Genomic DNA, 22,792 nt, shown 5'->3' on the forward strand with positions numbered 1-22,792 from the left:
CCGTAGTTGAATCAGCCCGTGAATCGGCTCGTGAATCAGCCCTTGAATCAGCCCGCCGGGCTCGCCGTCGCGCGCAACGCGTTCGCCGTCCGGCTCCAGTCGCGCCAGCCGACGACGGCGAGCGCGATGAACAGCGCGTAGAGCCCGGCCGTCAGATACAGCGCCTTGAACACGAACATCCCGACGTACACGACGTTCACGACGATCCACAGCCCCCACGACGCGATGTAGCGCCGCGCGGTCCAGTATTGCGCGACGAGGCTGAACGCGGTCAGCGACGCATCGACGAACGGCAGCGCCGCATCGGTCCAGCGCGCCATCATCCCGCCGAGCAGCGCGCTGCCGACGACGGCCGCGATCAGGTCCGGCAGCATCTGCCGCGGCCGCACGCCGGTGACGGGCGCGACGTCGCCTTGCGGCGCCGCGCCGCCGCCCGCCTCGAGCGTACGCTGCGCAATCCAGCGGCGCCAGCCGTACACCTGCAGCACCGCGAACGCGCCCTGCAACAGCATGTCGGAATACAGCTTCGCATCGAAGAAGATCCAGCCGTACAGCGCGACCGACGCGAGCCCGACCGGCCAGCACAGCATGCGCCGCTTCGCGGTCAGCCAGATCGCGAGCGCGCTGACGATCACGCCGGCGATTTCGAGTGGGGACATCGTCTGTGCTCTCCTGGTTGGCTGCCGGGGCCGCGCATCACGCGGCCGGGTCCGGACGATCAGAAATCATAGGTCAACGACACGCGCGCGGTGCGCGGTGCACCCGGGAACAGGTACGCGTCGCCCTGCTGCTCGCCCGCGTCGCGCCAGTAGAACTTGTTGAACAGGTTGTCCACCGACACGCGCAGCACCGTGCGATGGCCCGCGATCTTCGTCGTATAGCGCGCGCCGAGATTGAACACGAACCACGACGGCACGCGCGCGGTGCCCTCTTCGTTCGCGTTGCGCGCCGCGCTGTACTCGACGCCGCCGAGCACGTTCAGACCGGCAACGCCCGGCACCGCGTAGTCCGCATACAGCGATGCGCGCAGCGCCGGCACGTTGATGATCTGGTGCCCCTCGTACGCCGGCGAACCCGAATCGTACGCGCGCGCGCGAATCGCCGCGACGCTGGCCGTCAGCCCGAGCCGCTCGGTCACGCGCCCGGCCGCGCCAAGCTCGATCCCCTGGTGGCGCTGCGTGCCGCGCTGCACGAACGTATAGCTCGTGCCCGACGCATCGGGGTCGGCGAACTGGAACGGCTTGCTGATCGAGAACACGGCGGCCGTGAGGCTCAGCCGGTCGAGCCAGTCGTATTTCGCGCCGAGCTCGAACTGGTGCGATTCGACCGGCGGCAGGAACGCATACGCGTTGGTCGCGCGCACCGGCGCCTGGTCGCCGAGCGACAGCGCCTTGCTGTACGACGCGTACAGCGACAGCACGTTCACCGGCTTGTAGACGAGCGCGACCTGCGGCAGGAACACCGAGCGGTCGGTGTGCGTCGCGTCGCCGTCGAGGCTGCTCCAGCTGCGCTGGCGCAGCAGCACTTCCTTACCGCCCGCGAGCACCTGCCAGTGCTCGCCGATGCTGATGCGGTCGAGCCCGAACACGCCGTACTGCCACGCGTCGAGCTGCGGATACGACGGCCCGGCCGTGTTCGGCGACGGTGCGAACGCGACGTCGGGCCCATAGATGTTCTCGCTGCCCACGTAGTCGTACACGGCATTCGCCATGTGCACGACGCGGCGCTGCACGCTCACGCCGAGCGTCAGCTCATGCCGCAGCGGGCCTGTCGCGAACTTGCCGGTCGTGACCGCGCGCAGGTCGTCGTTGCGGCGGTATTCGCCCGGGCTGCGGAAGTCGTACACGTCGTAGTCGCCGTTCGCGCCGAAGAAGAACGGCGACGTCGTGCCGGCCGCGCAGCTCGCCGCGTAATAGCAGCCGTACGCGAACGCGCTGTTGTCGTCGATCATCGTGCGGCTGCGGCCGGCGGCGACGTAGGCCTTCCAGTCGTCGTTGAACTGGTAGTCGAAGCGCGCGTTCAGGTTCAGCGCATCGGTCGTCACCGGCTTCGCCCACGGCTGCGTGCCGAGCGCCTTCGACGTCGTCTTGACCGACGGCACGACGGTGCCGCCGAGCAGCTGGTAGCCGGGCGCGGAACGCTGGATCCACTGCTGGAATTCCGCGTTGAACTGCAGGCTCGCGCGCGGGCTGATGTCCCAGTCGGCGGCGATCGAGCCGAACGTACGCCGTCCGTTGGTGCCGTCGATGTACGAGTGCATGTTCTCCTTCGCGGCGTTGATCCGGAAACCGAACTGATTGTCGGGGCCGAAGCGGCGGCCGAGATCGACGGCCGCCGACATCGAGCCGCGGCTGTCGACGCCGCCCGTTACGCTCGCGACGTTCGCGGAGCGCTTCGTCACGAAGTTGATCACGCCGCCCGGCGCGACCACGCCGCTGTCGATGCCCGCCAGCCCCTTCAGGATCTCGACGCGCTCCTTGTTCTCGAGCGGCACGTTCTGCTCGCCGGACACCGTCAGCCCGTCGATCCGGATCGCGCTCGCGAGATCGACCGGAAAGCCGCGGATCGCGAAGACTTCGAAGTAGCCGACCGGCGCATAGTCGTTGACGACCGATGCGTCGTTGCGCACCACGTCGCTCAAGCGCTTCGCCTGCTGGTCGTCGATCAGCGCCCGCGTGACGACGTTGACGGAGGCCGGCGTGTCGCGCAGCGGCGCATCGTCGAGCCCCGCGACCGACGCCGTGCGTGCGCGCAGCGTGTTGCCGCGCTCGCCGCTCACCGTGATCGCCGGCAGCGTCGTGCTGCCGGCCGCACCGGCGTCGGGCGCCGGCGCGTCGCCCTGCGCCACGGCGGCCTGCGCCGCGAAAAGCGTGATACCGAGACCGACGCCAAGCCCGGCCTTCGCGCGCCGCCGCCGTGCGGGCGACGCTGTTGTTCTATTCACCGTCATTGTTCTGGATGGAAAACTCGCCACTCGACCCTGTCGAAACCTTCGAAACGCTTTGCGCCGCTGCGAAGCGCGACCTCATGCAAGAATCCGCGACGGTCCGGCGGACGCCGGGCACGAACGTCGACACGACATTCATCAGACGAATCTGACGATCGCGCAGCATGCGTGCCGATCGATCGGGAAAGCGCAGGATGGGACATCGGATGACGGTGACGCGCCGGGCACCGACGCAGCCGTCGATCCTGGATCGCGAGCATGTCGGGCGGCCGGCTGCGTCGCGCGGTCTTGTCATGCGGGGGACGCTTCGAACGCCCCGGTTGCGGGCGCCGGGCAGTTGCGTACGCCGTTCGTCGGAACGGCGGCATGCCCGTCGCGCGCGACATCGCGGCGTGGCGCGCATTTTACCCCGGGCGGGGCTGAAGGCCGGTGAATCGGGTGGAACGGGAGACGGGAACGGCGGGATGGGGGAAATACGCTTCGAATGGTGCGACAGCGGCGGCGATGCGATCGCAATGCGCATCGCGCGCGGCGACCTCGACAACCAGTGCAGTCACGCGCCGGTCGAACGAGCGAAAACCAGAGCGGGAATGACGGCCCGCTGCCGGTTCACCCAACGCTCAGAACCCCTGCATCGTCGCGGTCGGATCGACAACCAGATGCACGACGCCGTAGATGACCGCGCCGACCAGCAGCGCGAGCACAATCGCCACGAACGGCAGCAACGTGTAGTTGACGTTCGCGAGATCGGCCGCGTGCGCCTTGCTGTTGCGTACGCCGAAGAAACTCCACAGGACCAGCTTGATCATGCCGAGCAGTTTCATGGTTGTGCTCCTTTCATCGAATCGGTTGACGCTATCGTCGATCCGACCGGCATTCGAAAAAAGAAGCAGTTGCGCGTGCTTTTCGCGCAGCAGGCCGTCTGCGGCGGCGTGTCGCAGGGTCCATCAGCGGTCGAGCACGAGCGCCTCCGTGGTGCCCGTCGCGGGCCGCGCGACGCACAGCAGCGCACAGCCCGGTTCGACCGGCGCTTCGGGCGCTTGCACGTAATCGACCGCACCGGACAGCACGCGCGTCGCGCATGTGCCGCACGACCCCGACCGGCATTCGGACGGCACCGCGACGCTCCGGCCTTCGGCGAATTCGAGCAGCGTGCCGTCGACGGGCGTCCATGCGGCGTCGCGTGCCGAACGGCGGAACACGACCGGCACGCTTGCCGCCGGCGGCGCCCCGGCCGCGCGGGTCGCGCTGCGCACGACGCTCGACGGCCCGAACGCCTCGAAGCGGATACGCTCGTCCGGCACGTTCAGCGCGCGCAATCCGTCGTACATATCGCGCATGAACGCGGCGGGTCCGCGCAGGTAGAAATCGTAGTCGTCGAACGGCAGGATGCGCTTCAGTTGCGCGATGTCGACACGGCCCGGTCGTGCCACGCCGTCGCGCTGCGGCCGGCTGTCGAACCAGTGCAGCGATACGCGCGGGTCCGCGTCCGCGATGCGCGTCAGTTCCGCTGCAAACGGCCGGTCGGCCGTATCGCGCGCGCCGTGCACGAACACCACGCGGCGCGACGGTGCGTCGTCGGCCAGCGCGCGGCGCAGCATCGCGATCATCGGCGTGATGCCGATGCCGGCCGACACCAGCACCGCCGGACGCGGGCTCGCGACGTCGAACGTGAAGCGGCCGCGCGGCATCTGCGCATCGAGCGTCATGCCGGCACGCGCGTGGTCGTGCAGCCAGGCCGATACGCGTCCTTCGCGCTTCACGGTGATCCGGTAATGCGATGCGCCGGGTGCATCGGACAGCGTGTAGCTGCGGATCGTCGGCGCATCTTCGTCCGGCAGCGCGACGCGCAGTGTCAGATGCTGCCCGGCTTCGTAGGCCGGCAACGCGTCGCCGTCCGCCGCTTCGAAATGAAACGAGCGGATCGCGCGCGCTTCGTCGACGATCTTCGCGATGCGCAGCGGGCGCCAGCTGGAGGGGGATGCCGATGTGGGCACCGACGTCGATGTCGATGCAGACGCCGAAGGCAATGCAAACCCCGAAGTCGATGCTGACTCAGATGCGGGCGCGGATGCCTGTGCCTGTGCAAATGCCGATGCAGGTGCCAACGCGCGCGCCGATGCCGATACCGCCGGCGAGACAGACACCCCCGCCCCACCCACGCTCGCCGCCCCCACCTTCCCCGCAAACTGCGGCGCCCGCTCAACCGCCGACCACCGAAACGGCAGCACACCCCGCGTGCGCCGCACTTCGCGCACGTGAAACCGCACGACCCGCTGCGCGCCGTCGAACGACGCGACGAGCGGCCCGTCCCATACGATCTCCGCGTGCGCAGCGACATACAGCAGGTCACCGCTGTCGAAATCGACGAACAGCAGCCCCGCGCGCGGATCGTGCTGCAGGTTGCCGAGCGTATTGAAGAAGCGGTTGCCGCTGAAATCCGGTGTCGTCAGCGTGTGCGCGTCGTCGACGCGCACGAAGCCCGGCATGCCGCCGCGATGCGACACATCCGCGCCGCGTGCGGCACCCGCATCCGCCGACGTGTTCGCGCTCGCGACGAAGAACGTATCGGCCTGCGCGAGCAGCGCGCGATCCGCGTCGCTCAGCCGGTCCGACACGTCGGCCGCGATGGACGCATCGCCTTCGCGCGGCACGAACGTCGGCGTGCGGCCCTGAATGTACTTCGCACAGTTGCCGAAGCTCTGCTCGACCGCGATCGTCAGCGCGCCGCCGTCGACCGCGCGCACGACGCCGTTCACGCGATTGCGCCGGCGCGTGTCGAACTCGATCCCGAGCCCGCCGAGCGGCACGCCGGGCTGCCATGCACCGGCCAGCGGATCGCCGGGCAGCGCGTCGCCGTCGATGCGCAGCGTGCGCGCGTCCGGCGTCGTCACGAAGCCAGGCATCCCGACCCGCAGCGTCGCCCACGGCTGGCCGTCCGGATCGACGCCGCCGAGCACGAAGAACGGCAACTGCGCGAAGAACGTGCGGTGCTGGTCCGGCATGAAGCGCCGGATGCCGCGCCGGCCGGCCGCGTCAGCGGCCTGCGTCACGCCCGCGCGCTGCTGCATGGCCAGCTCGCCCGCATGAAACGGCGCAACATCCAGTTCCCAGCCCGGTACGGCGGCAGTCGGCGCGGTCATCGTGTTCTCCCGGTGAAATCGCGGCTTCGCCGTCAGGCGGCGAGCAGGCCGGCGCGGGTCGGCGGCATCGCGACGAAGCCCGGCAGCGCCTCGACGCGCGCGAGCCACGCGCGCACATGCGGATACGGTTCGAGCGACACGCCGCCTTCCGGCGCGTGCGCGATGTACGTGTAGGCAGCGATGTCGGCGATCGTCGGTTGCGCGCCCGCGGCGAACGGCTTGCCGGCGAGTTCCTGGTCGATCACGGCGAGCACCTTCGCGGCCGTGCGCTTGGCCGCGTCATGATCGAGCGGCGCGCCGAACACGGTGACGAGCCGCGCGGCCGCCGGCCCCGTTGCGATCGGCCCGGCCGCGTACGACAGCCAGCGCTGCACGGTCGCCGCGCCGGCGGCATCGTCGGGCAGCCAGTGCGCGTCGCCGTAGCGCTTCGCGAGATAGACGAGGATCGCGTTCGAATCGGCGAGCACGGTGCCGTCGTCGTCGATCACCGGCACCTGGCCGAGCGGATTGAGCGCGAGGAACGCAGGTTCGCGCTGCGCGCCGGCCGCGAGGTCGACGTCGACGGTCTCGAACGGCAGCCCGAGCAGCGACAGGAACAGCCGGACGCGATGCGCGTGCCCGGACAGCGGGAACGAATAGACACGAACCGGACGGGCGGGCTTGCTGGCGGCTGGCATGGGAAAGCTCCTGGATCTCGCGCCGCCGGGAATCGGCGACGAACGGCCCCAGCGTAGCGCTCGCCGTTCGCGGCCAGAAGACGGATAATCGCTGAAACATTATCCGCTTCCATAGGACAATCGACGATGGCCGATCTGCGCGACGTGAACCTGAACCGGCTGGCGATCTTCGTCGCGGTGGTCGACGCCGGCTCGCTGACGGCCGCGGCCGAGCGGCTCGGCCTCGCGAAGACGGTCGTCAGCACACACATGCAGCGCCTCGAATCCGAAGTCGGCGCGAACCTGCTGGTGCGCACCACGCGACGGCTGAGCGTGACCGATGCGGGGCGCGCGTTCTACGACGCGTGCCGCGACATCGTGCGCGCGACCGAAAGCGCGCTCGACGCGGTGTCGTCCGACGCCGGGCCGCTGCGCGGCACGCTGCGCGTGAGCGTGCCGATCGACTACGGCGCGCTGGTCGTCGCGCCGGCCGTCGTCGCGCTGCGCGACGCGCATCCGCGGCTCGACGTCGAACTGATCGCGAACGACCGCATCGCCGATCTCGTCGCGGACAATCTCGACGTCGCGATCCGCATCGGCCGCCTCGCGGATTCGAACTATCGCGCGGTGCAGCTCGGCGAGTACGAGAAATGGCTGGTCGCGAGCCCCGCGTTCGTCGCGCGGCACGGGCTGCCGCGCGACCCGGACGCGCTCGCCGCGCTGCCGTTCGTGATGCTGTCGACGCTGTCGCGCCCGCATACGCTCGAACTCGACCACGCGCGCGGCGGCCATGCGTCGGTGCGTTGCGTCGCGCCGGTCGTGTCGAACACCGCGACGGCCTGCCGTGCGATCGCGCTCGCGGGTGGAGGCTTCGGGCTCCTGACGGATTTCTCGATCGCGGAGGACGTCGCGGCCGGCCGGCTCGTGCGGCTGCTGCCCGCGTGGCGCTCGGCGCGGGCCGGGATCCATGCGGTGTATCCGTCGACGCGGTTGCCGTCGCCGAAGGTGCGCGCGTTCATCGACGCGATGAAGGCAAGGATCGCGGCAACGGCCGCCGTGCCGCGTGCGCGCGCGACACGGGTGCGACGCGCCGACGATTGAAGGGGCAACCGCGCATCACATGAACTTCGCGTAGCAGCGCTTTGTGCGGCACCTTCGCGTATTGAATCGCTTCTGATTCAGGCTCGACGCGAGTTCGTATTCCTGCGCGAATGCCTTGCAGCTACGCACGGCGTTCGCGCGACGGCGCGCGACATACACACGCCCGACCGCCTACCCCGCTTCCCGCAACGTCCCCAGCAGCACCTTCCTGCAACTCGCGACCATCTGAGCCTCCGGGTCGCGATACCCGGTGAGCAGCCACGCCGCGCCGACGTTCGTCATCGCGCCGACCAGCGCGAGCCCGATGAGCCGCTGCTCGGTGCGCTCGGCGGGTGTCGTGGCCTCGCGGGCCGCGCCGATCGCCATGATCAGCTTGCCGAAGTCGAGCAGCATCCGCTGGTACGTCATGTCGGTATCCGCGCTCACGCCCATCACCTCGAGCAGCAGCACGCGCGCCGCGCATGGATCGCGCAGGAAGCCGAAGAATGCGGCGAGCCCCGCGTCGACGCTTTCGCGCAGATCGCCGCCGCGCTCGGCCACCGCGCGTGCGACCGCGTCGTGCAGCTGCTGCGCGTGATGCAGGTAGGTGCAGCGCAGCAGATCCTCGGTGCTGTCGAACGCCGCATAGAAATAACGGTCGTTGAGCTTCGCTTCCTGGCAGATCGACCGCACGGTCGCCTTGCGGAAGCCGACCGTGCCGAACACGCGCGTCGCCGCGCGGATCAACGCATCGCGCCGCTCGGCGGCCCGCACCTCGGGCGCCACGCCGCCGTACGCCCGGCCCCGTTTTTCCGTTTCGAGTGCTTTCTCCATTTCGCTATTTGACATCAGGACACCCGAAAACTAAAGTGGTGACGAATAACACCACAATAGGCACGCCGCCGACGCAGCGCAAGCGGAACGGGAGGAACGACGCATGAAGGGGTTTTCCGGCAAGGTCGCCGCGATCACGGGTGCCGGTTCGGGCATGGGCCGCAGCCTCGCGGTCGAACTCGCGCGGCGCGGCTGCGAGGTGGCGCTCGCCGACGTCAACGATGTCGGGCTCGCCGCCACCGCGGCCGCGTGCGCGAAGCACGGCGTGCGCACGAGCACGCGGCGGCTCGACGTCGCCGACCGCGACGCGGTGTTCGCGTGGGCCGATTTCGTGCGCGCCGAACACGGCAAGGTCAACCTGGTCTTCAACAACGCGGGCGTGTCGCTGGCCGCGAGCGCCGAGACTGCGCGCATCGCCGATCTCGAATGGATCGTCGGCATCAACTTCTGGGGCGTCGTGCATGGCACGCAGGCGTTCCTGCCGCACCTGCGCGCGTCGGGCGACGGGCACGTGATCAACACGTCGAGCCTGTTCGGGCTCGTCGCGATGCCGACGCAGAGCGCGTACAACGCGACCAAGTTCGCGGTGCGCGGCTTCACCGAGGCGCTGCGGATGGAACTCGAACTCGACGGCGCGCCGGTCAGCGCGACCTGCGTGCATCCGGGCGGCGTCGCGACCAACATCGTCGACGCGAGCCGCGTCGACACCAGCATCCACGCGCTCACGGGCCAGGACGAAGCGACCCACCGCCGCCAGGCGAACCGCCTGATCAACGCGACGACGGCCGACGACGCCGCGCGGCAGATTCTCGCCGGCGTCGAGCGCAATGCGCGCCGCGTGCTGGTCGGCGCCGACGCGCGCCGCCTCGACAAGCTCGCGCGCCTGCTCGGCGCCGGCTACCAGCGGTTGGTGCTGCGCCACGTGCGCCGCGCCCGCGCACGCAATCTCGAGCGCACCCGCGCCCCCGCCGCGCGGCCGACCACACCGACCAAGGATCCCGCATGACCTCGACGACGACGACCGACCGGCGCGACGCGCCGTCCGCCTCGGGCGACGCCCGTGACCTCGACGTGCTGATCGTCGGCGCCGGCCTGTCCGGCATCGGCGCCGCCTATCACCTGAAAAAGCGCTGCCCACATGCGAGCGTCGCGATCGTCGAGGCGCGCGACGCGATCGGCGGCACCTGGGACCTGTTCCGCTATCCCGGCGTCCGTTCGGACTCCGACATGTTCACGCTCGGCTACAGCTTCCGCCCGTGGCACAGCGACAAGGCGATCTCGGACGGCCAGACGATCCTCGACTATATCCGCGACACCGCGCGCGCGTACGGCATCGACAAGACGATCCGCTACGGCCAGAAAGTGGTCGCGGCCGACTGGGATTCGAACCGCGCACGCTGGACGGTGCGCATCGAGCGCATGCGGGACGGCGCGCTCGACACGCTGGTCTACACGTGCCGCTTCCTCTACATGTGCAGCGGCTATTACGACTACGACGGCGGCTACCTGCCCGACTGGGCCGGCATGGAATCGTTCGAAGGCCGGATCGTGCATCCGCAGCAATGGCCGAAGGACCTGTCGTACGCGAACCGGCGCGTCGTCGTGATCGGCAGCGGCGCGACGGCCGTCACGCTGGTGCCGTCGATGGCGGCCGATGCGAAACACGTGACGATGCTGCAGCGCTCGCCGACCTACATCGTGTCGCTGCCCGCCCGCGACAAGGTCGCGAACGCGTTGCGCCGCGTGCTGCCGTCGCGGCTCGCGCACCGGCTCGTGCGCATGAAGAACGTACTGCTGACGATGTACCTGTACAACGTGTCGCGCCGCAAGCCCGAGCGGACGAAGCGGTTCATCATCCGCGCGGCCGGCAGGCAGCTCGGCCCCGATTTCGACGTCGCGAAGCACCTGACGCCGCGCTACATGCCGTGGGACCAGCGCGTGTGCCTCGTGCCGAACGGCGACCTGTTCAAGTCGATCCGCGCGGGCCGCGCATCGATCGTCACCGACGAGATCGAGCGCTTCACGCCGACCGGCCTGAAGCTGAAAAGCGGCCAGCAGCTCGACGCGGACGTGATCGTCACCGCGACCGGGCTGAAGGTGAAGCTGCTCGGCGGCGCGCGCGTCACGGTCGACGGCCGCGCGGTCGATTTGCCGCAGACCGTGTCCTACAAAGGAATGATGTACAGCGACGTGCCGAACCTCGCGTCGTCGTTCGGTTACACGAACGCGTCGTGGACGCTGAAGGCCGAGCTGATCGCGCGCTACGTGTGCCGGCTGCTCAACCACATGCGCGCGAACGGCTACGACACCTGCGTGCCGCGGCTCGGCGCCGGTGACCTCGGCGACGTGCCGGCGGTGAACCTGAGCTCGGGCTACATCCAGCGCGCGGCCGGCATCCTGCCGAAGCAGGGGCACCGCAAGCCGTGGAAGTTCCACCAGAACTACGTGCTCGATCTCGCGTCGCTGAAGTTCAGCGGGCTCGCCGATTCGGCCATGCAGTTCGAACGCCGCGCGAAAGCCGGCCCGGCCGCCGCGCCGGTCGCCGAACCCGTACTCGAAACCCGTTGAGGCCGACATGAGCCATACGCTTCACCTGATCCAGAACGTGCTGCTCGGCGTCGTCGCGATGTTCGCCGCGCTCGCGCTGTTTTCCGGCTACGTCGCGCGTCGCGTGACGCGCGCGTTTCCGCCCGAAGGCCGCTTCGTCGACATCGGCGGCGACCACATCCACTACGTCGAGTACGGCAGCGGGCCGCCGCTCGTGTTCGTGCACGGGCTCGCCGGCCAGTGGCGCAACTTCGCGTACCTGCCGCTCACGCGCCTCGCGCAGCACCATCGCGTAATCCTCGTCGACCGGCCCGGCGCCGGCCGCTCGCTGCGCGGCGCCGGCTCGCAGGCGAACGTGTTCGCGCAGGCCCGCACGATCGCCGCGTTCATCGACGCGCTGAAGCTCGACCGGCCCGTGCTCGTCGGCCATTCGCTCGGCGGCGCGATCGCGCTCGCGGTCGGGCTCAACCATCCGGAGCGCGTGAGCCGGCTTGCGCTGATCGCGCCGCTGTCGCACGAGCAGACCGAGCCGCCGGCACCGTTCAAGCCGCTGATGCTGCCGTCGCCGCTGGTGCGCCGCTTCGTGTCGTGGACGTTCGCGATCCCGCTGACGATCCTGACCGGCCGCAAGGCAGTCGATCAGGTGTTCGCGCCGGAAGCCGTGCCGCGCGACTTCCCGGTGAAGGGCGGCGGGCTGCTCGGGCTGCGGCCGCACGTGTTCTACGCGACGGCGACCGACCTGCTGTCGGCCCCCGTCGACCTGCCCGCGATGGTGCGCCGCTACGCGAACCTCGCGCTGCCGGTCGACGTGCTGTACGGCCGCGCCGATCCGATCCTGAACTGGCGCACGCACGGCGAAGCGCTCGCGCAGAAGTCGGCGCGCGTGCGGTTGAAGGTCGTCGAAGGCGGGCACATGCTGCCGGTCACGATTCCCGACGCAACGGCGGACTGGCTGCTCGAAGTCGCCGCCGCGCCGGTCGACGCGCCGGTGCAGGGCGCGCACGTCGAGCATTGAGCGTCGGCGGGCCTGCCGGCCGCGCCGCGGCGCGCGCCGGTCAGGCTTCGTCGTCGGGCAGCGACAGCCCGAGTTCCGCGATGACCTCGCGCGCGCTGCGAAACGCCTCGACCGCCGCCGGCGCGCCCGCGTACAGCGCGCTGTGCAGCAGCACCTCGCGGATCTCGACGAGGCTCGCGCCGTTGTTGAGCGCGCCACGCACGTGGCCCTTCAGTTCCGTGCCGCGGCCGAGCGCCGCCAGCATCGCGCACGTACAGAGGCTGCGCGTCTTCAGGTCGATGCCGCCGCGCTGCCACGTGCTGCCCCACGCGTGCTCGTTCAGCCAGTTCTGCAGCGGCCGCGAAAAACCGTCGAGGTCGCGCATCGCGCGCTCGACGAATGCCTCGCCCATGACTTCGGTGCGGCGCGCCTTGCCCTGTTCCCTGTCCTGTTCGCTCATGTCGTGTCCTGTCTGAAGTCGTGGCCGCTTCGGCGTCGCCCGCGGCCGGGTGGGTTCGCGTCATGTTCGCGGCGCGCGGGCGTTTCGTCAAAGACCGTGCCCTCGGGGCGCGGCCGGCTGCGTCACACGCGGAACACCGGGCCGAACGCTACGTAACATCCAGCCCGGCGTTACGGCACCTTACGGGAACATCACGGCGCGCACAGCGGCGCAACCGGCGCGCCCGTCCCGCGAAAGCCCCATTCCTCCGTTTAAATCGCGCCGATATTCCCGATTCCCGCAACAAAGCGCCGGCGCATTGCGCGGAAGATGTCATGGCGCGGAATTTGCAGTAATGGCCCGGACACAACTTCCAATGTCGAGGCCACCATGCACCATTACTTAAAGAAGACGACGGTATCGCTGGCCGTCCTGTCGCTGCTCTCGCTGTACGGCTGCGGCTCGGTCGACGGGCCGGTCACGCCGTCGATCAAGCCGAGCACGTCGGGGACGTCCGGGACTTCGGGGACGTCCGGGACTTCGGGGACTTCCGGAACGTCCGGCGGCGGCTCGTCGGGTACGTCCGGCGGCGGTAGTTCCGGGACGTCGGGTTCGTCGGGGACTTCGGGTACGTCGGGCACCTCCGGTACTTCGGGCACCTCCGGTACTTCGGGTACTTCCGGTACTTCGGGTACTTCCGGCACGTCGGGTACTTCCGGCACGTCGGGTACTTCCGGCACGTCGGGCACTTCCGGTACGTCGGGCACTTCCGGCACGTCGGGTACTTCCGGCACGTCGGGTACTTCCGGCACGTCGGGCACCTCCGGTACGTCGGGCACCTCCGGCACCTCGGGCACTTCCGGCACGTCGGGCACCTCCGGCACTTCCGGCACCTCGGGCACGTCGGGCACGTCGGGCACCTCCGGCACCTCGGGCACTTCCGGCACTTCCGGCACGTCGGGCACTTCCGGCACGTCGGGCACTTCCGGTACGTCAGGCACTTCCGGCACGTCGGGCACCTCCGGTACGTCGGGCACCTCCGGTACGTCGGGCACCTCCGGTACGTCGGGCACCTCCGGCACCTCGGGCACCTCGGGCACTTCCGGCACCTCGGGCACGTCCGGCACTTCAGGCACTTCCGGTACTTCAGGCACCTCCGGCACCAGCGCCACCCCGCTCGGCAACGTCCTCCAGCAAACCGGCACGCTCGTCACGGCCCTGGGCACGACGATCGCGAACGGCGGGTCGCAGGTCGGCGGCGTACAGGTCCCCGGCACGAACCCGACGACGGCCACCAGCATCGGCAATGCGGTCACCAGCCTCGGCAGCGGCGTGCAGTCGCTCGGCAACGGCGTCGCGGCCGGCCTTGGCTCGATCGGCGTGTCGCCGAACCCGCTCGGCCCGACGCTCACGTCGACCACCGGCCTGCTGACCGGCGCCGGCGGCGCCGTCAACAACCTCGGCAACGCGGTGACGAGCCTCGGCACCGGTCCGCTGGCGCCGCTCGCGCCGGCGACGACCCTGGTCGGCAGTCTCGTCAACACGGTCGGCACCGCGGTCAACTCCACCGCATCGGCGCTCAACACGGCGCTGAACAGCGCGCCGGTCCAGCAACTCGAGACGCAACTCGGCAGCGTGATCAACCCGATCACCAACACGCTGACAGGCGGCGTCACGACGCCTGGCGCCACGCAGACGCTCGGCAACGCGACCCTGCTCGGCGCCCCGCTCAGCGGCCTGCTGAACACGCTCGGCAGCGGCCTCGGCCTCGCCGGTACGCAGGTCGGCAACGCGACCGGCAACCCGGTCGGCACGAGCGCGGGCGGCAGCGTGTCCCAGCTCGGCAACACGGTGTCGTCGACCGGCGGCCTGCTGTCCAGCGGCAGTTCCAGCAGCGGCACCAACCCGCTCGCCCCGATCACGGGCGTGCTCGGTTCGCTGACGGGCGCCCTCGGCGGCGGCAGCAGTTCGAGCGGCTCCGGCGGCACCAGCGGGACGAGCGGCACCAGCGGCGGCCCGCTCGCGCCGATCACGGGCCTGCTCGGCACGGTGACGGGCGCCCTCGGCGGCCTCGGTTCGAGCGGTACGGGCGGCACCAGCGGCACGAGCGGTACCAGCAGCTCGGGCGCCGGCAGCCTGCTGGCACCGGTCACCGGCCTCGTCAACTCGCTGACGCCGCTTGGCGCGAGCCTCACCGGCACGGTCACGACGCCGGGCGGCAACCTGACCGGCAACCTCGGCGGTGCGCTGACGAACGGCCCGGTCGGCACGCTGACGGGCTCGCTGACGTCGGCGGCCGGCACGCTCGGCGCAGTCGGCACGGCCAGCCCGGGCGGCGCGGCCGGCACGGTGACGACGCCGTCCGGCAGCGGCACCGTCACGGCCGGCCTGACCGGCAGTTCGAACGGCGGCACCGCGGCTGGCGCGACCAACCTGCTGGCACCGGTGACGAACCTGCTCGGCGGCCTGCTCGGCACCGCCCCGAAGAAGTAACGCGTCACGTATCAGAACCACAGGCCAATGGCCGGGCACATACCAATCCAAAGCCCGGCCGATGGCCGGCGCCACCCGCCAAGCGGGGGCGCCGGCCGTCATCCCGACGAGGATCCGATCATGAATTCCACGCTCGACGGCATCGCCGCGGTCCAGGACCGCCCGCCCCGTTCCGCCACGCCGTTCCGCGCCGGCCTGCTCGGCATCGCGGCCGGTCTCTTCGCGCTGTGGATCACGCGCGACCAGCCGAGCCTCGATGCGGCCACGCGCGCGGTCGTCGCCAGCCTCGCGATCATCGGCACGATCGCGCTGCACGAAATCTTCATCTCGCGCGTCTATCTGCGCCCGAGCGCGGGACTGTCGCGCCAGGCCGTGCGCCCGCTCGGGCTCGCTCGCGTCGCGACGCGGCTCGGCGCGCTGACGTCGATCTACGCCGGCATCGCCGCGATCTACTGGCTGCTGCCCGAATATCACGGCGCGTTCTACCTGCCGTTCTGGTCGCTGCTGCGCTCGCTCGCGCCGTACGTGATCGTCGCCGCGCCGTTCTACTTCGCGTGGATGGATCGCCACCAGCGCGAGACCGACGACGCGTACCTGCTGTGGGGCCGCTACCTGTTCCGCCGCGAGCCGCCAGCGAGCTGGCAGCCCGTGCGCGAGATGCTCGCCGGCTGGGGCGTGAAGGCTTTCTTCCTGCCGCTGATGACGGTCTACCTGTCGAAGGACGCCGATCACCTGAGCGCATCGCTTGCGCACGCAGTGAACGCGCCGATGACGATCGCGACCTTCGTGTTCCTATACGACCTGTCGTTCACGATGGACCTGATGTTCGGCACCGTCGGCTACCTGTGCACGTTCCGCATCCTCGACAGCCACGTGCGCACCGTCGAGCCGACCACGCTCGGCTGGGTCGCCGCGCTGATGTGCTACCAGCCGTTCTGGTCGCTGATCTCGAACAACTACATCCGCTACGAAGGCTCGCTGTTCTGGGACAACTGGCTGCTGTCCGCGCCGACGCTGCGCGTGATCTGGGGCGCGGTGATCATCCTGCTGCTGATGACCTATGCGCTGTCGACGATCTCGTTCGGGCTGCGTTTCTCGAACCTCACGAACCGCGGGATCATCACGTCGGGCCCGTATCGTTTCACGAAGCATCCGGCGTACATCACGAAGAACCTGTCGTACTGGATGGTGTCGGTGCCATTCGTCGAGCCGCTCGGCTGGCAGGTCGGGCTGATGCACTGCGCGGGGCTCGTCGCGGTCAATCTGATCTACTACACGCGGGCGAAGACGGAGGAACGTCATTTGATGCGTGATCCTGAATATCGCGCGTACGCGGAATGGATCGCGCAGCATGGGTTGTTCGCGCGGATCAGGCAGGCGTTCGGGGTGCGGAAGGCGGGGTGAGGCGGCAACACTAGGAGATCGCCGCAACCACCGGGTGAAGAAGGTCGTTGCGGCTCGGCGATCCGTGGACGGGCCCGCTCCCGTGGTCCGATCCTGGTGAAATCCGTTTGCCATGAAGCGGACGTGATTTCGAGACAAACGCCGGCACGCGACGTCGACACGCCCGCCCCTTGCGACCGATTGTCGCGAAACACCCTCGATTCCCCGCGTTTCGTCGCTTTTCTCCCGCCGTCCGGTTGCCCGCCCCGTTCCCGTCGCGTATGGTGCTGACCGTCCGCGCGCCTGCCGCCCGGACCTTCGACCGTCGTCCCGCACGACGGCCGCGCGGGCCGTGCCCGCCATCACCGTCTCCGTGGCACCGCCGTTCGGCGCCGCGCGTACATGAGGAGAGAGGCGTGATCCACAAAGTCCTGATCCTGTTCGCACTCTGCATCGCGGGCCTCGCCGCGATCGCCGCCGGTTTCCAGCACATCCCCAGCTGATTCGCGGCCCCGGCTCGCTCGTCGAGCCCGGGGGCCGCTGCCATTTCCTTTCCCGTTTGCGATGAACCCCTTTCTCGATGCGCCCGGGACGGGCGCCTTTTGCCATGCGTATCGACGTACAGCATTCCCAGCACGACATCGACGATGAACTCGACATGCTCCATGCGCGTCTGAACCAGCCGGGCCATCGCCTGCACGGCCTGCCGGCCGTCGCGCTCGGCGACTCGGGCCTGATCGTCCGCCACCGCGAGGCCGACGGCGAATATTTCCTTTACGTCGAAGATCCGTCGGCGCGGCAGCTCGCCGGCTACACGATCTTCAACCGGCTTCCCGAACTGCCGCGCCGCGCGGACCGCTACCTGCGCGCGCCGCATACGCGGCTGCGCGGGTCCGCGCAACGCAAGGGGCTTGCGACGACGCTGTATCGATGGGGACTCGACGCGGGTCTCTGCCTGATCAGTGGCGCACGCCAATCGGTCGGCGCGGCACAGCTGTGGACCGCGCTCGCGCACGACTACCGGCACGGCTTCGTCGACGTCGAAGGCCGCGCGCTGCGCTATCTCGGCGAAACCGTCTCGGACGACGTCTACGGTGCGCTGCATACGCGCCGCCTGTTGCTCGGCAACGGATGGACACTCGGTGACCTGGCACGGGCAACCGGGATGCGCGACACGGTTGCCACCCGGCGTCAAAACACGCAGTTGCCGCAGAACGGACGCGAATCGCATCACCTGCGCCGCGTCGCCGACGCGCGGCACGTCGCTCACGCGCCGATGCGATAATCCCGCGGATCCGCGCGCCGTCGCCGCGCAAGACTCCCACCCCTACGCTCCTCGATGGCTACCGAAACCCGAACCGATTCCGAGCGCCGCATCGACATCGTCGCGCTGTGCGGCAGCCTGCGTGCGCAGTCGTACAACGCGGCGCTGCTGGACGCAGCCGCCCGCGTTGCGCCGCGCGGGATGCGCATCACGCGTTTCGATCGTCTCGGCGAGTTTCCGCTGTTCAACCCCGATAGCGAATTTCCGTCGCCGGCCGCGGTGCGCGACCTGATCGAGCGGCTGAACGCCGCGGACGGCGTTCTGATCGCGAGCCCGGAATACGCGCACGGCGTGACGGGCGTGATGAAGAACGCGCTGGACTGGGTCGTGGGATGCGAGGCCGTCGTATACAAGCCGGTCGCGGTATTGAACGCGTCGCCGCGCGCGACGCATGCGGACGCGGCGCTGCGGGAAACGCTGTCGGTGATGTCGGCGTGCATCGTCGAGCGCGCGTCGATCGCGCTGCCGATCCTCGGCAGCCGGCTCGACGCGGCGGGCATCGCCGCGCATCCGCCGTTCGCATCGGCGCTGACCGACGCGTTGCACGCGCTGCGCGCGGCGATCGACGAGCAGGCGACCGCTCGCTAGACAACGATCGGCGCGACGCAATCGCGTGCGTTATCGCGCCTTGGTGCGCGTGGTCTTCTTCGCCGGTTTCAGCGTCTTCGCGGCTTTCGCGCGCGGCGCCTCCTTCTCCGGCTGCGCGCCGCCGCCGGCCAGATCCTCGAGCCATGCCAGCGCATCGATGTACGACAGGAACTGCTGCAGGTATTCCGGCGACAGCTCGCGCATCGTCGCGAGCGACCGGTGCACGAGGCTGTTCGAATTGAGCGGTCCCGCGTTGCGCGGCACCTGGTCGAGCGACTGGCGGTACTGCTGTTCGGTGCGGACCTTCGACCACATCGCGCGGAAGTAGTCGATCAGCGCGGGATCGATCCCGCGCCGGTCAGCCTGTGCATCGCGCGCGAGGCGCTCGACGAGCCCGCCGATCGCACCACGCGCAGGCGCCTGCGCGTTCGCTTGCGCCGCTGAGCCGGCGGCTGCCGCTTCACCGGCTCGCGCGACGATCTGCGCAAACCCTTCCAGCAGCATCGCGAGCCGCGCATCGAGCAACGCGCGCGCATCGCCGTCGAGCGCGGCCGCGCGCTTCTCGAGCGCGTCGAGCCGATGGAAGCGCACCGGATCGAGCCGGTCGGCACCCTGCTCGCGCCACGCGTCGAGCGTCGCGCGCACGTGCGTCGCGTCGTCCGTCACTTCGCCTTCCCTCCGCTCGACGCGGTCTTGCGCGGCACCGGCGCGATCTCCACGCGACGGTTCTTCGCGCGGCCTTCATCGTCCGCATTCGAGCTGACCGGCTGCTCGGAACCGAACGCGGCCGCGAACACCGACTTCGCCGGCACGCCGGCGTCGATCAACGCACGCGTGACCGTCAGCGCGCGCTTGGCCGACAGTTCCCAGTTGTCCGCGAACTGGCGGTTGCCGGCACGCACCTGCTGGTCGTCGGCGAAGCCGCTGATCATCAGGATCTCGTCGCGCGTCTTCAGGTAGGCGGCCAGCGGCGCAGCCAGCGTCTTCAACAGATCGCGGCCCTCGGGCTGCAACTGGTCGGAGTTCAGCGCGAACAGCACGTTGCCGCTGATGCCGATGCGGCCGTTCACGAGCGTGACGCGACCGGCCGCGAGCGGCCCGGCCAGCGCCTCCTCGAGCGACTTGCGCTGCTGCGCTTCCTGCTGGCGCGCGCGCACGGCTTCCTCGAGCTTCGACGTGAGCTGCAACTGCATGCCGATCACGCCGACGAGGACCAGCACGAACGCGCCGAGCAGCACCGACATCAGGTCGGCGAACGCGGGCCACACCGGCGCGGAAGGCGCGCCGTCGTCGATTTCGTCGTGCATGCGTTACGCTCCGACCGATGCCCGCCGACCGGCGATCTGCTGCAGGTCCTCGACGATCTGCTTCTGCGACATCATGCTCAGGTCGATCACCTCGCGCGCCTGCGCGACGTAGTACTCGAGCTGCTCGTCGCTGCGCGCGAGCGATTTCTCGAGCGCGGCCTCGATGCGTTGCAGGTGGTTCAGCAGCTTGTCGTTCGACTCGCCGAACACCTGCACGGCCGCGCCGAACGCATCGCCGAGGCTCGCGACCTCGACCGCGCCCGCCGTGACCTGTGCGGCGACCGAATCGAGCTTGCGCGTTTCAGCATCGACGGCGTCGTTGAAGCGCGCGCCGACACGCTCGAGCAGGTCGGCCGACGCGCTCACGAGTGCGTCGATCGCGGTGCGCTGTTCGGTCGACGCGTGATTGACCGCGCCAAGCAGCGTCTCGAGCGTCGCGAGCAGGCGGCTGCGCTCCTCGAGCATCGCGGTGTCGCGCACCATGCTGTCGGACAGGCGCTGGCGCAATTCGGCGACGACGTCGGCCGCGGCCTTCGGCGCTTCCGATGCGGCCTGCACGAGGCGCGAGATTTCGTTGATCGTGTCGCTTGCATGCACCTGCGCCTGCGCGGTGATGTCGTTCGCGGTGCGGGTCAGCGTGTCGCAGATGTCCTGCTGGCGCGTCGCGGCCTGCGCGCTCGTCTGCGCCCATTCGTCGCGCAGCGCGGCGGCCATCGCGGCGAGCGAGTCGTTCCATGCCGACAGGCGTTCTTCGTCGCGCGCGGCCAGTTGCGTTTGCAGGCCGGCGTGCGAATCGCGGATCGTCGACAGCAGGTCGTTCGAGCGTTGTTCGAACGTGGACGCTTGTGCCGCCAGATCGCGCGTCGTCTGTGCCAGCGCGTCGCAGATTTCCTGCTGACGGCCCGCGCTGTGTACGCCCGCGCGCTGCCACTCTTCGCCGAGCTTCGCCGCCATCACGGCCAGCGAATCGTTCCATGCCGACAGGCGTTCTTCGTCGCGTGCGGCCAGTTGCGTTTGCAGCCCCGTGTGCGAATCGCGAATCGTCGCAAGCAGGTCGTTCGAACGTTGCTCGAACGTCGCTGCTTGTGCGGTCAGATCGCGCGTGGTTTGTGCAAGGGCGTCGCAGATTTCCTGCTGACGGCCCGCACTGTGCACGCCCGCGCGCTGCCACTCGTCGCCGAGCTTTGCCGCCATCGCGGCCAGCGAATCGTTCCATGCCGACAGGCGTTCTTCGTCGCGTGCGGCCAGTTGCGTCTGCAGGCCCGTGTGCGATTCGCGAATCGTCGACAACAGGTCGCTCGAACGTTGCTCGAACGTCGCTGCTTGTGCGGTCAGATCGCGCGTGGTTTGTGCAAGGGCATCGCAGATTTCCTGCTGACGGCCCGCACTGTGCACGCCCGCGCGCTGCCACTCGTCGCCGAGCTTCGTCGCCATCGCGGCGAGCGAGTCGTTCCATGCGGACAGGCGTTCCTCGTCGCGTGCCGCGAGTTGCGTTTGCAGCCCCGTGTGCGAGTCGCGGATCGTCGACAGCAAATCGCTCGAACGTTGTTCGAACGTAGACGCCTGTGCCGCGAGATCGCGCGTCGTTTGCGCCAGCGCATCGCAGATTTCCTGCTGACGGCCCGCGCTGTGCGCGCCCGCGCGCTGCCATTCGTCGCCGAGCTTCGCGGCCATCGCCGTCAGCGACGCATTCCACGCCGCCAGGCGTTCCTCGTCGCGCGCGGCCAGTTGCGTCTGCAGCCCCGCATGCGACTCGCGCATCGCGGCGAGCGCCGCGCCGGAATGCCGCTCGAAGGTCGCGGCAGCTTCGCCGAGCGCCTGCGCATGCTGGGCGGCCAGCGTCGCGCCGACCTGCTCCTGGCGCGCGAGCGCATTGCGCCACGCGTCGGACAGCCGGCTTTCGGTCGATTCGAGGCGCGTCGCGACGCCGTCGAGCAGGTCCGTCGACCGCTGCGCGAAGGTGTCGGTGAACTGGCCGAGCGTCGTCTGCAATTGCTGCGCGACGGCGTCGCCCGCGCGGCGCTGCTCGTCGAGCGCGCGGTTCCAGACGGCCGTCACGTTCCCGGTGGTCTTCTCGAAACCGTCGGTCAGCCCGTCGAGCTGACGCTGCACGGCGCCCGTCACGGTGTCGCGCAACGCGGCCATCTCCTGCGCGAGCCCCGTCATCGTCGCCGCGACGACCGGCTGCAGCGCGGCACCGGCGACGCGTGCGCTTTCGGCGGCGCTTTCCTTCAGCGCATCGCCGACGTTCGACGCCAGGCCCGCATACGCGCGCTCGGTCCGATCGAAGAACGCCTGCTGGCTTTCGATCTGGCGATCGTGCAGCGCGACGCTGCGCGCCTCGAGCGTCGTCATCATCGTCTGCAGCCGGTCGACCAGGGCCGGCATCACGTCGGCCTGGCGCTGCAGCAGCCGGAAGGATTCGTCGCGCTGGTGTGCGGACGAATGCACGCGCAGCGTCGTCGCGATCTTCGCGTCGAGTTGCTGGCCCGCGTCGAGCCGTTCGCGGCGCACGAGCGCGGACAGGAGGCCGAGCATCGCCGACGTCGCGACGCCCGCGATCGATGTGCCGAACGCGAAGCCGAGGCCCTTCACCGGCGCGATCAGCGACGCGCGGATCGCGTCGAGGTCGGTCGCGCTTTCGAGCGCGGCGCCCGTGCCCTTCAGCGTGACGACCATCCCGAGCAACGTGCCGAGCATGCCGAGCAGCACGAGCAGGCCGACGAGATACGGCGTCAGCGACGGGCCCGGCAGCGCGACGCGCGCGCCTTCGACGCGCGCCCGCACGGCGCCGCGCAGGCCCGCGGGCAGCGTGTCGAGCCAGGTGTCGAGCTGCGCCGGCGGTTCGGTCAGCCCGGCCACCGCGCGCGACAGCGTGGCGGTCGCCTGCCGGTAGCGCCGCAGCTCCCACGCACCGGCGACGTAGCACGCGCCGATCAGCAGCGTGACGGCCGTCGCGAGCGGGTTCGACGCGACATAGCCGACGCCGATCCAGCACACTGCGAGCAGGCCGGCGATGAAGACAACGAGATCAAGACGAATTCTGGACATAGCGTA

19 protein-coding genes are annotated in these 22,792 nt (G+C 69.7%); 8 read left to right on the forward strand and 11 right to left on the reverse strand.

The window, feature by feature from the left end; translation table 11 throughout:
- Window positions 1-47 precede the first annotated feature (47 nt).
- From pnuC to U4Z64_RS03830, 5 genes are all read right to left on the reverse strand, one after another.
- Entirely contained in the window at window positions 48-659 is a 612-nt protein-coding gene (pnuC, locus tag U4Z64_RS03810) for a nicotinamide riboside transporter PnuC (protein ID WP_044848104.1), read from the reverse strand.
- A gap of 59 nt (window positions 660-718) precedes the next feature.
- A complete protein-coding gene (locus U4Z64_RS03815) occupies window positions 719-2,950 on the reverse strand; it encodes a TonB-dependent siderophore receptor (protein WP_321819278.1) in 2,232 nt (743 codons plus the stop codon).
- A gap of 617 nt (window positions 2,951-3,567) precedes the next feature.
- Window positions 3,568-3,771 (reverse strand): DUF2970 domain-containing protein, encoded by a 204-nt coding sequence (locus U4Z64_RS03820; RefSeq protein ID WP_021164122.1) that lies wholly within the window; start codon window positions 3,769-3,771, stop codon window positions 3,568-3,570.
- Between the two features lie 123 nt (window positions 3,772-3,894).
- Entirely contained in the window at window positions 3,895-6,090 is a 2,196-nt protein-coding gene (locus U4Z64_RS03825) for a pyridoxamine 5'-phosphate oxidase family protein (RefSeq protein ID WP_321819279.1), read from the reverse strand.
- A 32-nt stretch (window positions 6,091-6,122) separates the two neighbouring features.
- Window positions 6,123-6,767, reverse strand: a complete 645-nt coding sequence (locus U4Z64_RS03830) for a glutathione S-transferase family protein (protein ID WP_044848107.1) — start codon at window positions 6,765-6,767, stop codon at window positions 6,123-6,125.
- Between the two features lie 126 nt (window positions 6,768-6,893).
- Here U4Z64_RS03830 and U4Z64_RS03835 point away from each other — a divergent pair, with 126 nt between their 5' ends.
- Window positions 6,894-7,847 carry a LysR family transcriptional regulator gene (locus U4Z64_RS03835; protein ID WP_321819280.1) on the forward strand — a complete coding sequence of 318 codons (954 nt, stop codon included), beginning with the start codon at window positions 6,894-6,896 and terminating at the stop codon, window positions 7,845-7,847.
- 171 nt (window positions 7,848-8,018) lie between these two features.
- On the opposite strand, the gene U4Z64_RS03840 is transcribed toward U4Z64_RS03835, so the two are convergent.
- The gene (locus U4Z64_RS03840) at window positions 8,019-8,675 is read right to left on the reverse strand and encodes a TetR/AcrR family transcriptional regulator (RefSeq protein ID WP_321819281.1); all 657 of its coding nucleotides are present in this window, start codon (window positions 8,673-8,675) and stop codon (window positions 8,019-8,021) included.
- 88 nt (window positions 8,676-8,763) lie between these two features.
- On the opposite strand from U4Z64_RS03840, the gene U4Z64_RS03845 reads away from it, so the two are divergent.
- The 3 genes from U4Z64_RS03845 to U4Z64_RS03855 are packed head-to-tail and all read left to right on the forward strand — an operon-like array spanning window position 8,764 to window position 12,222.
- Complete coding sequence (locus U4Z64_RS03845; RefSeq protein ID WP_124489838.1) at window positions 8,764-9,666, forward strand: SDR family NAD(P)-dependent oxidoreductase; 903 nt, start codon at window positions 8,764-8,766, stop codon at window positions 9,664-9,666.
- Window positions 9,663-11,228: an NAD(P)/FAD-dependent oxidoreductase gene (locus U4Z64_RS03850; RefSeq protein ID WP_321819282.1), complete on the forward strand. Its 1,566-nt coding sequence runs from the start codon at window positions 9,663-9,665 to the stop codon at window positions 11,226-11,228. The genes U4Z64_RS03845 and U4Z64_RS03850 overlap by 4 nt, the downstream gene beginning before the upstream one ends.
- Before the next feature lie 7 nt (window positions 11,229-11,235).
- Window positions 11,236-12,222, forward strand: coding sequence for an alpha/beta hydrolase (locus U4Z64_RS03855; protein WP_321819283.1), 987 nt, complete (start codon window positions 11,236-11,238; stop codon window positions 12,220-12,222).
- Between the two features lie 40 nt (window positions 12,223-12,262).
- On the opposite strand, the gene U4Z64_RS03860 is transcribed toward U4Z64_RS03855, so the two are convergent.
- The gene (locus tag U4Z64_RS03860) at window positions 12,263-12,661 is read right to left on the reverse strand and encodes a carboxymuconolactone decarboxylase family protein (protein WP_044848113.1); all 399 of its coding nucleotides are present in this window, start codon (window positions 12,659-12,661) and stop codon (window positions 12,263-12,265) included.
- 377 nt (window positions 12,662-13,038) lie between these two features.
- A complete protein-coding gene (locus tag U4Z64_RS03865; protein ID WP_321819329.1) occupies window positions 13,039-13,956 on the reverse strand; it encodes a highly repetitive protein in 918 nt (305 codons plus the stop codon).
- On the opposite strand from U4Z64_RS03865, the gene U4Z64_RS03870 reads away from it, so the two are divergent.
- From U4Z64_RS03870 to U4Z64_RS03885, 4 genes are all read left to right on the forward strand, one after another.
- The gene (locus U4Z64_RS03870) at window positions 13,940-15,133 is read left to right on the forward strand and encodes a collagen-like triple helix repeat-containing protein (protein WP_321819330.1); all 1,194 of its coding nucleotides are present in this window, start codon (window positions 13,940-13,942) and stop codon (window positions 15,131-15,133) included. The genes U4Z64_RS03865 and U4Z64_RS03870 overlap by 17 nt on opposite strands.
- A 120-nt stretch (window positions 15,134-15,253) precedes the next feature.
- A complete protein-coding gene (locus tag U4Z64_RS03875; protein ID WP_321819284.1) occupies window positions 15,254-16,537 on the forward strand; it encodes an isoprenylcysteine carboxylmethyltransferase family protein in 1,284 nt (427 codons plus the stop codon).
- Window positions 16,538-17,123: 586 nt separating this feature from the next.
- On the forward strand, window positions 17,124-17,801 hold the full coding sequence (locus tag U4Z64_RS03880) for a histone acetyltransferase (protein ID WP_321819285.1): 678 nt from the start codon (window positions 17,124-17,126) through the stop codon (window positions 17,799-17,801).
- A gap of 54 nt (window positions 17,802-17,855) precedes the next feature.
- A complete protein-coding gene (locus U4Z64_RS03885; RefSeq protein WP_321819286.1) occupies window positions 17,856-18,428 on the forward strand; it encodes an NAD(P)H-dependent oxidoreductase in 573 nt (190 codons plus the stop codon).
- A 30-nt stretch (window positions 18,429-18,458) separates the two neighbouring features.
- On the opposite strand, the gene U4Z64_RS03890 is transcribed toward U4Z64_RS03885, so the two are convergent.
- From U4Z64_RS03890 to U4Z64_RS03900, 3 genes are read right to left on the reverse strand one after another with little or no spacing between them, the layout of a single operon-like run.
- A complete protein-coding gene (locus U4Z64_RS03890) occupies window positions 18,459-19,094 on the reverse strand; it encodes a DUF2894 domain-containing protein (protein ID WP_044845326.1) in 636 nt (211 codons plus the stop codon).
- Window positions 19,091-19,735, reverse strand: a complete 645-nt coding sequence (locus U4Z64_RS03895) for an OmpA family protein (protein WP_044845327.1) — start codon at window positions 19,733-19,735, stop codon at window positions 19,091-19,093. The genes U4Z64_RS03890 and U4Z64_RS03895 overlap by 4 nt, the downstream gene beginning before the upstream one ends.
- 3 nt (window positions 19,736-19,738) lie before the next feature.
- The gene (locus U4Z64_RS03900; protein WP_321819287.1) at window positions 19,739-22,786 is read right to left on the reverse strand and encodes a DUF802 domain-containing protein; all 3,048 of its coding nucleotides are present in this window, start codon (window positions 22,784-22,786) and stop codon (window positions 19,739-19,741) included.
- Window positions 22,787-22,792 lie beyond the last annotated feature (6 nt).

The sequence above is a fragment of the Burkholderia sp. BCC1996 genome, assembly GCF_905339955.1.
GTDB lineage: Bacteria > Pseudomonadota > Gammaproteobacteria > Burkholderiales > Burkholderiaceae > Burkholderia.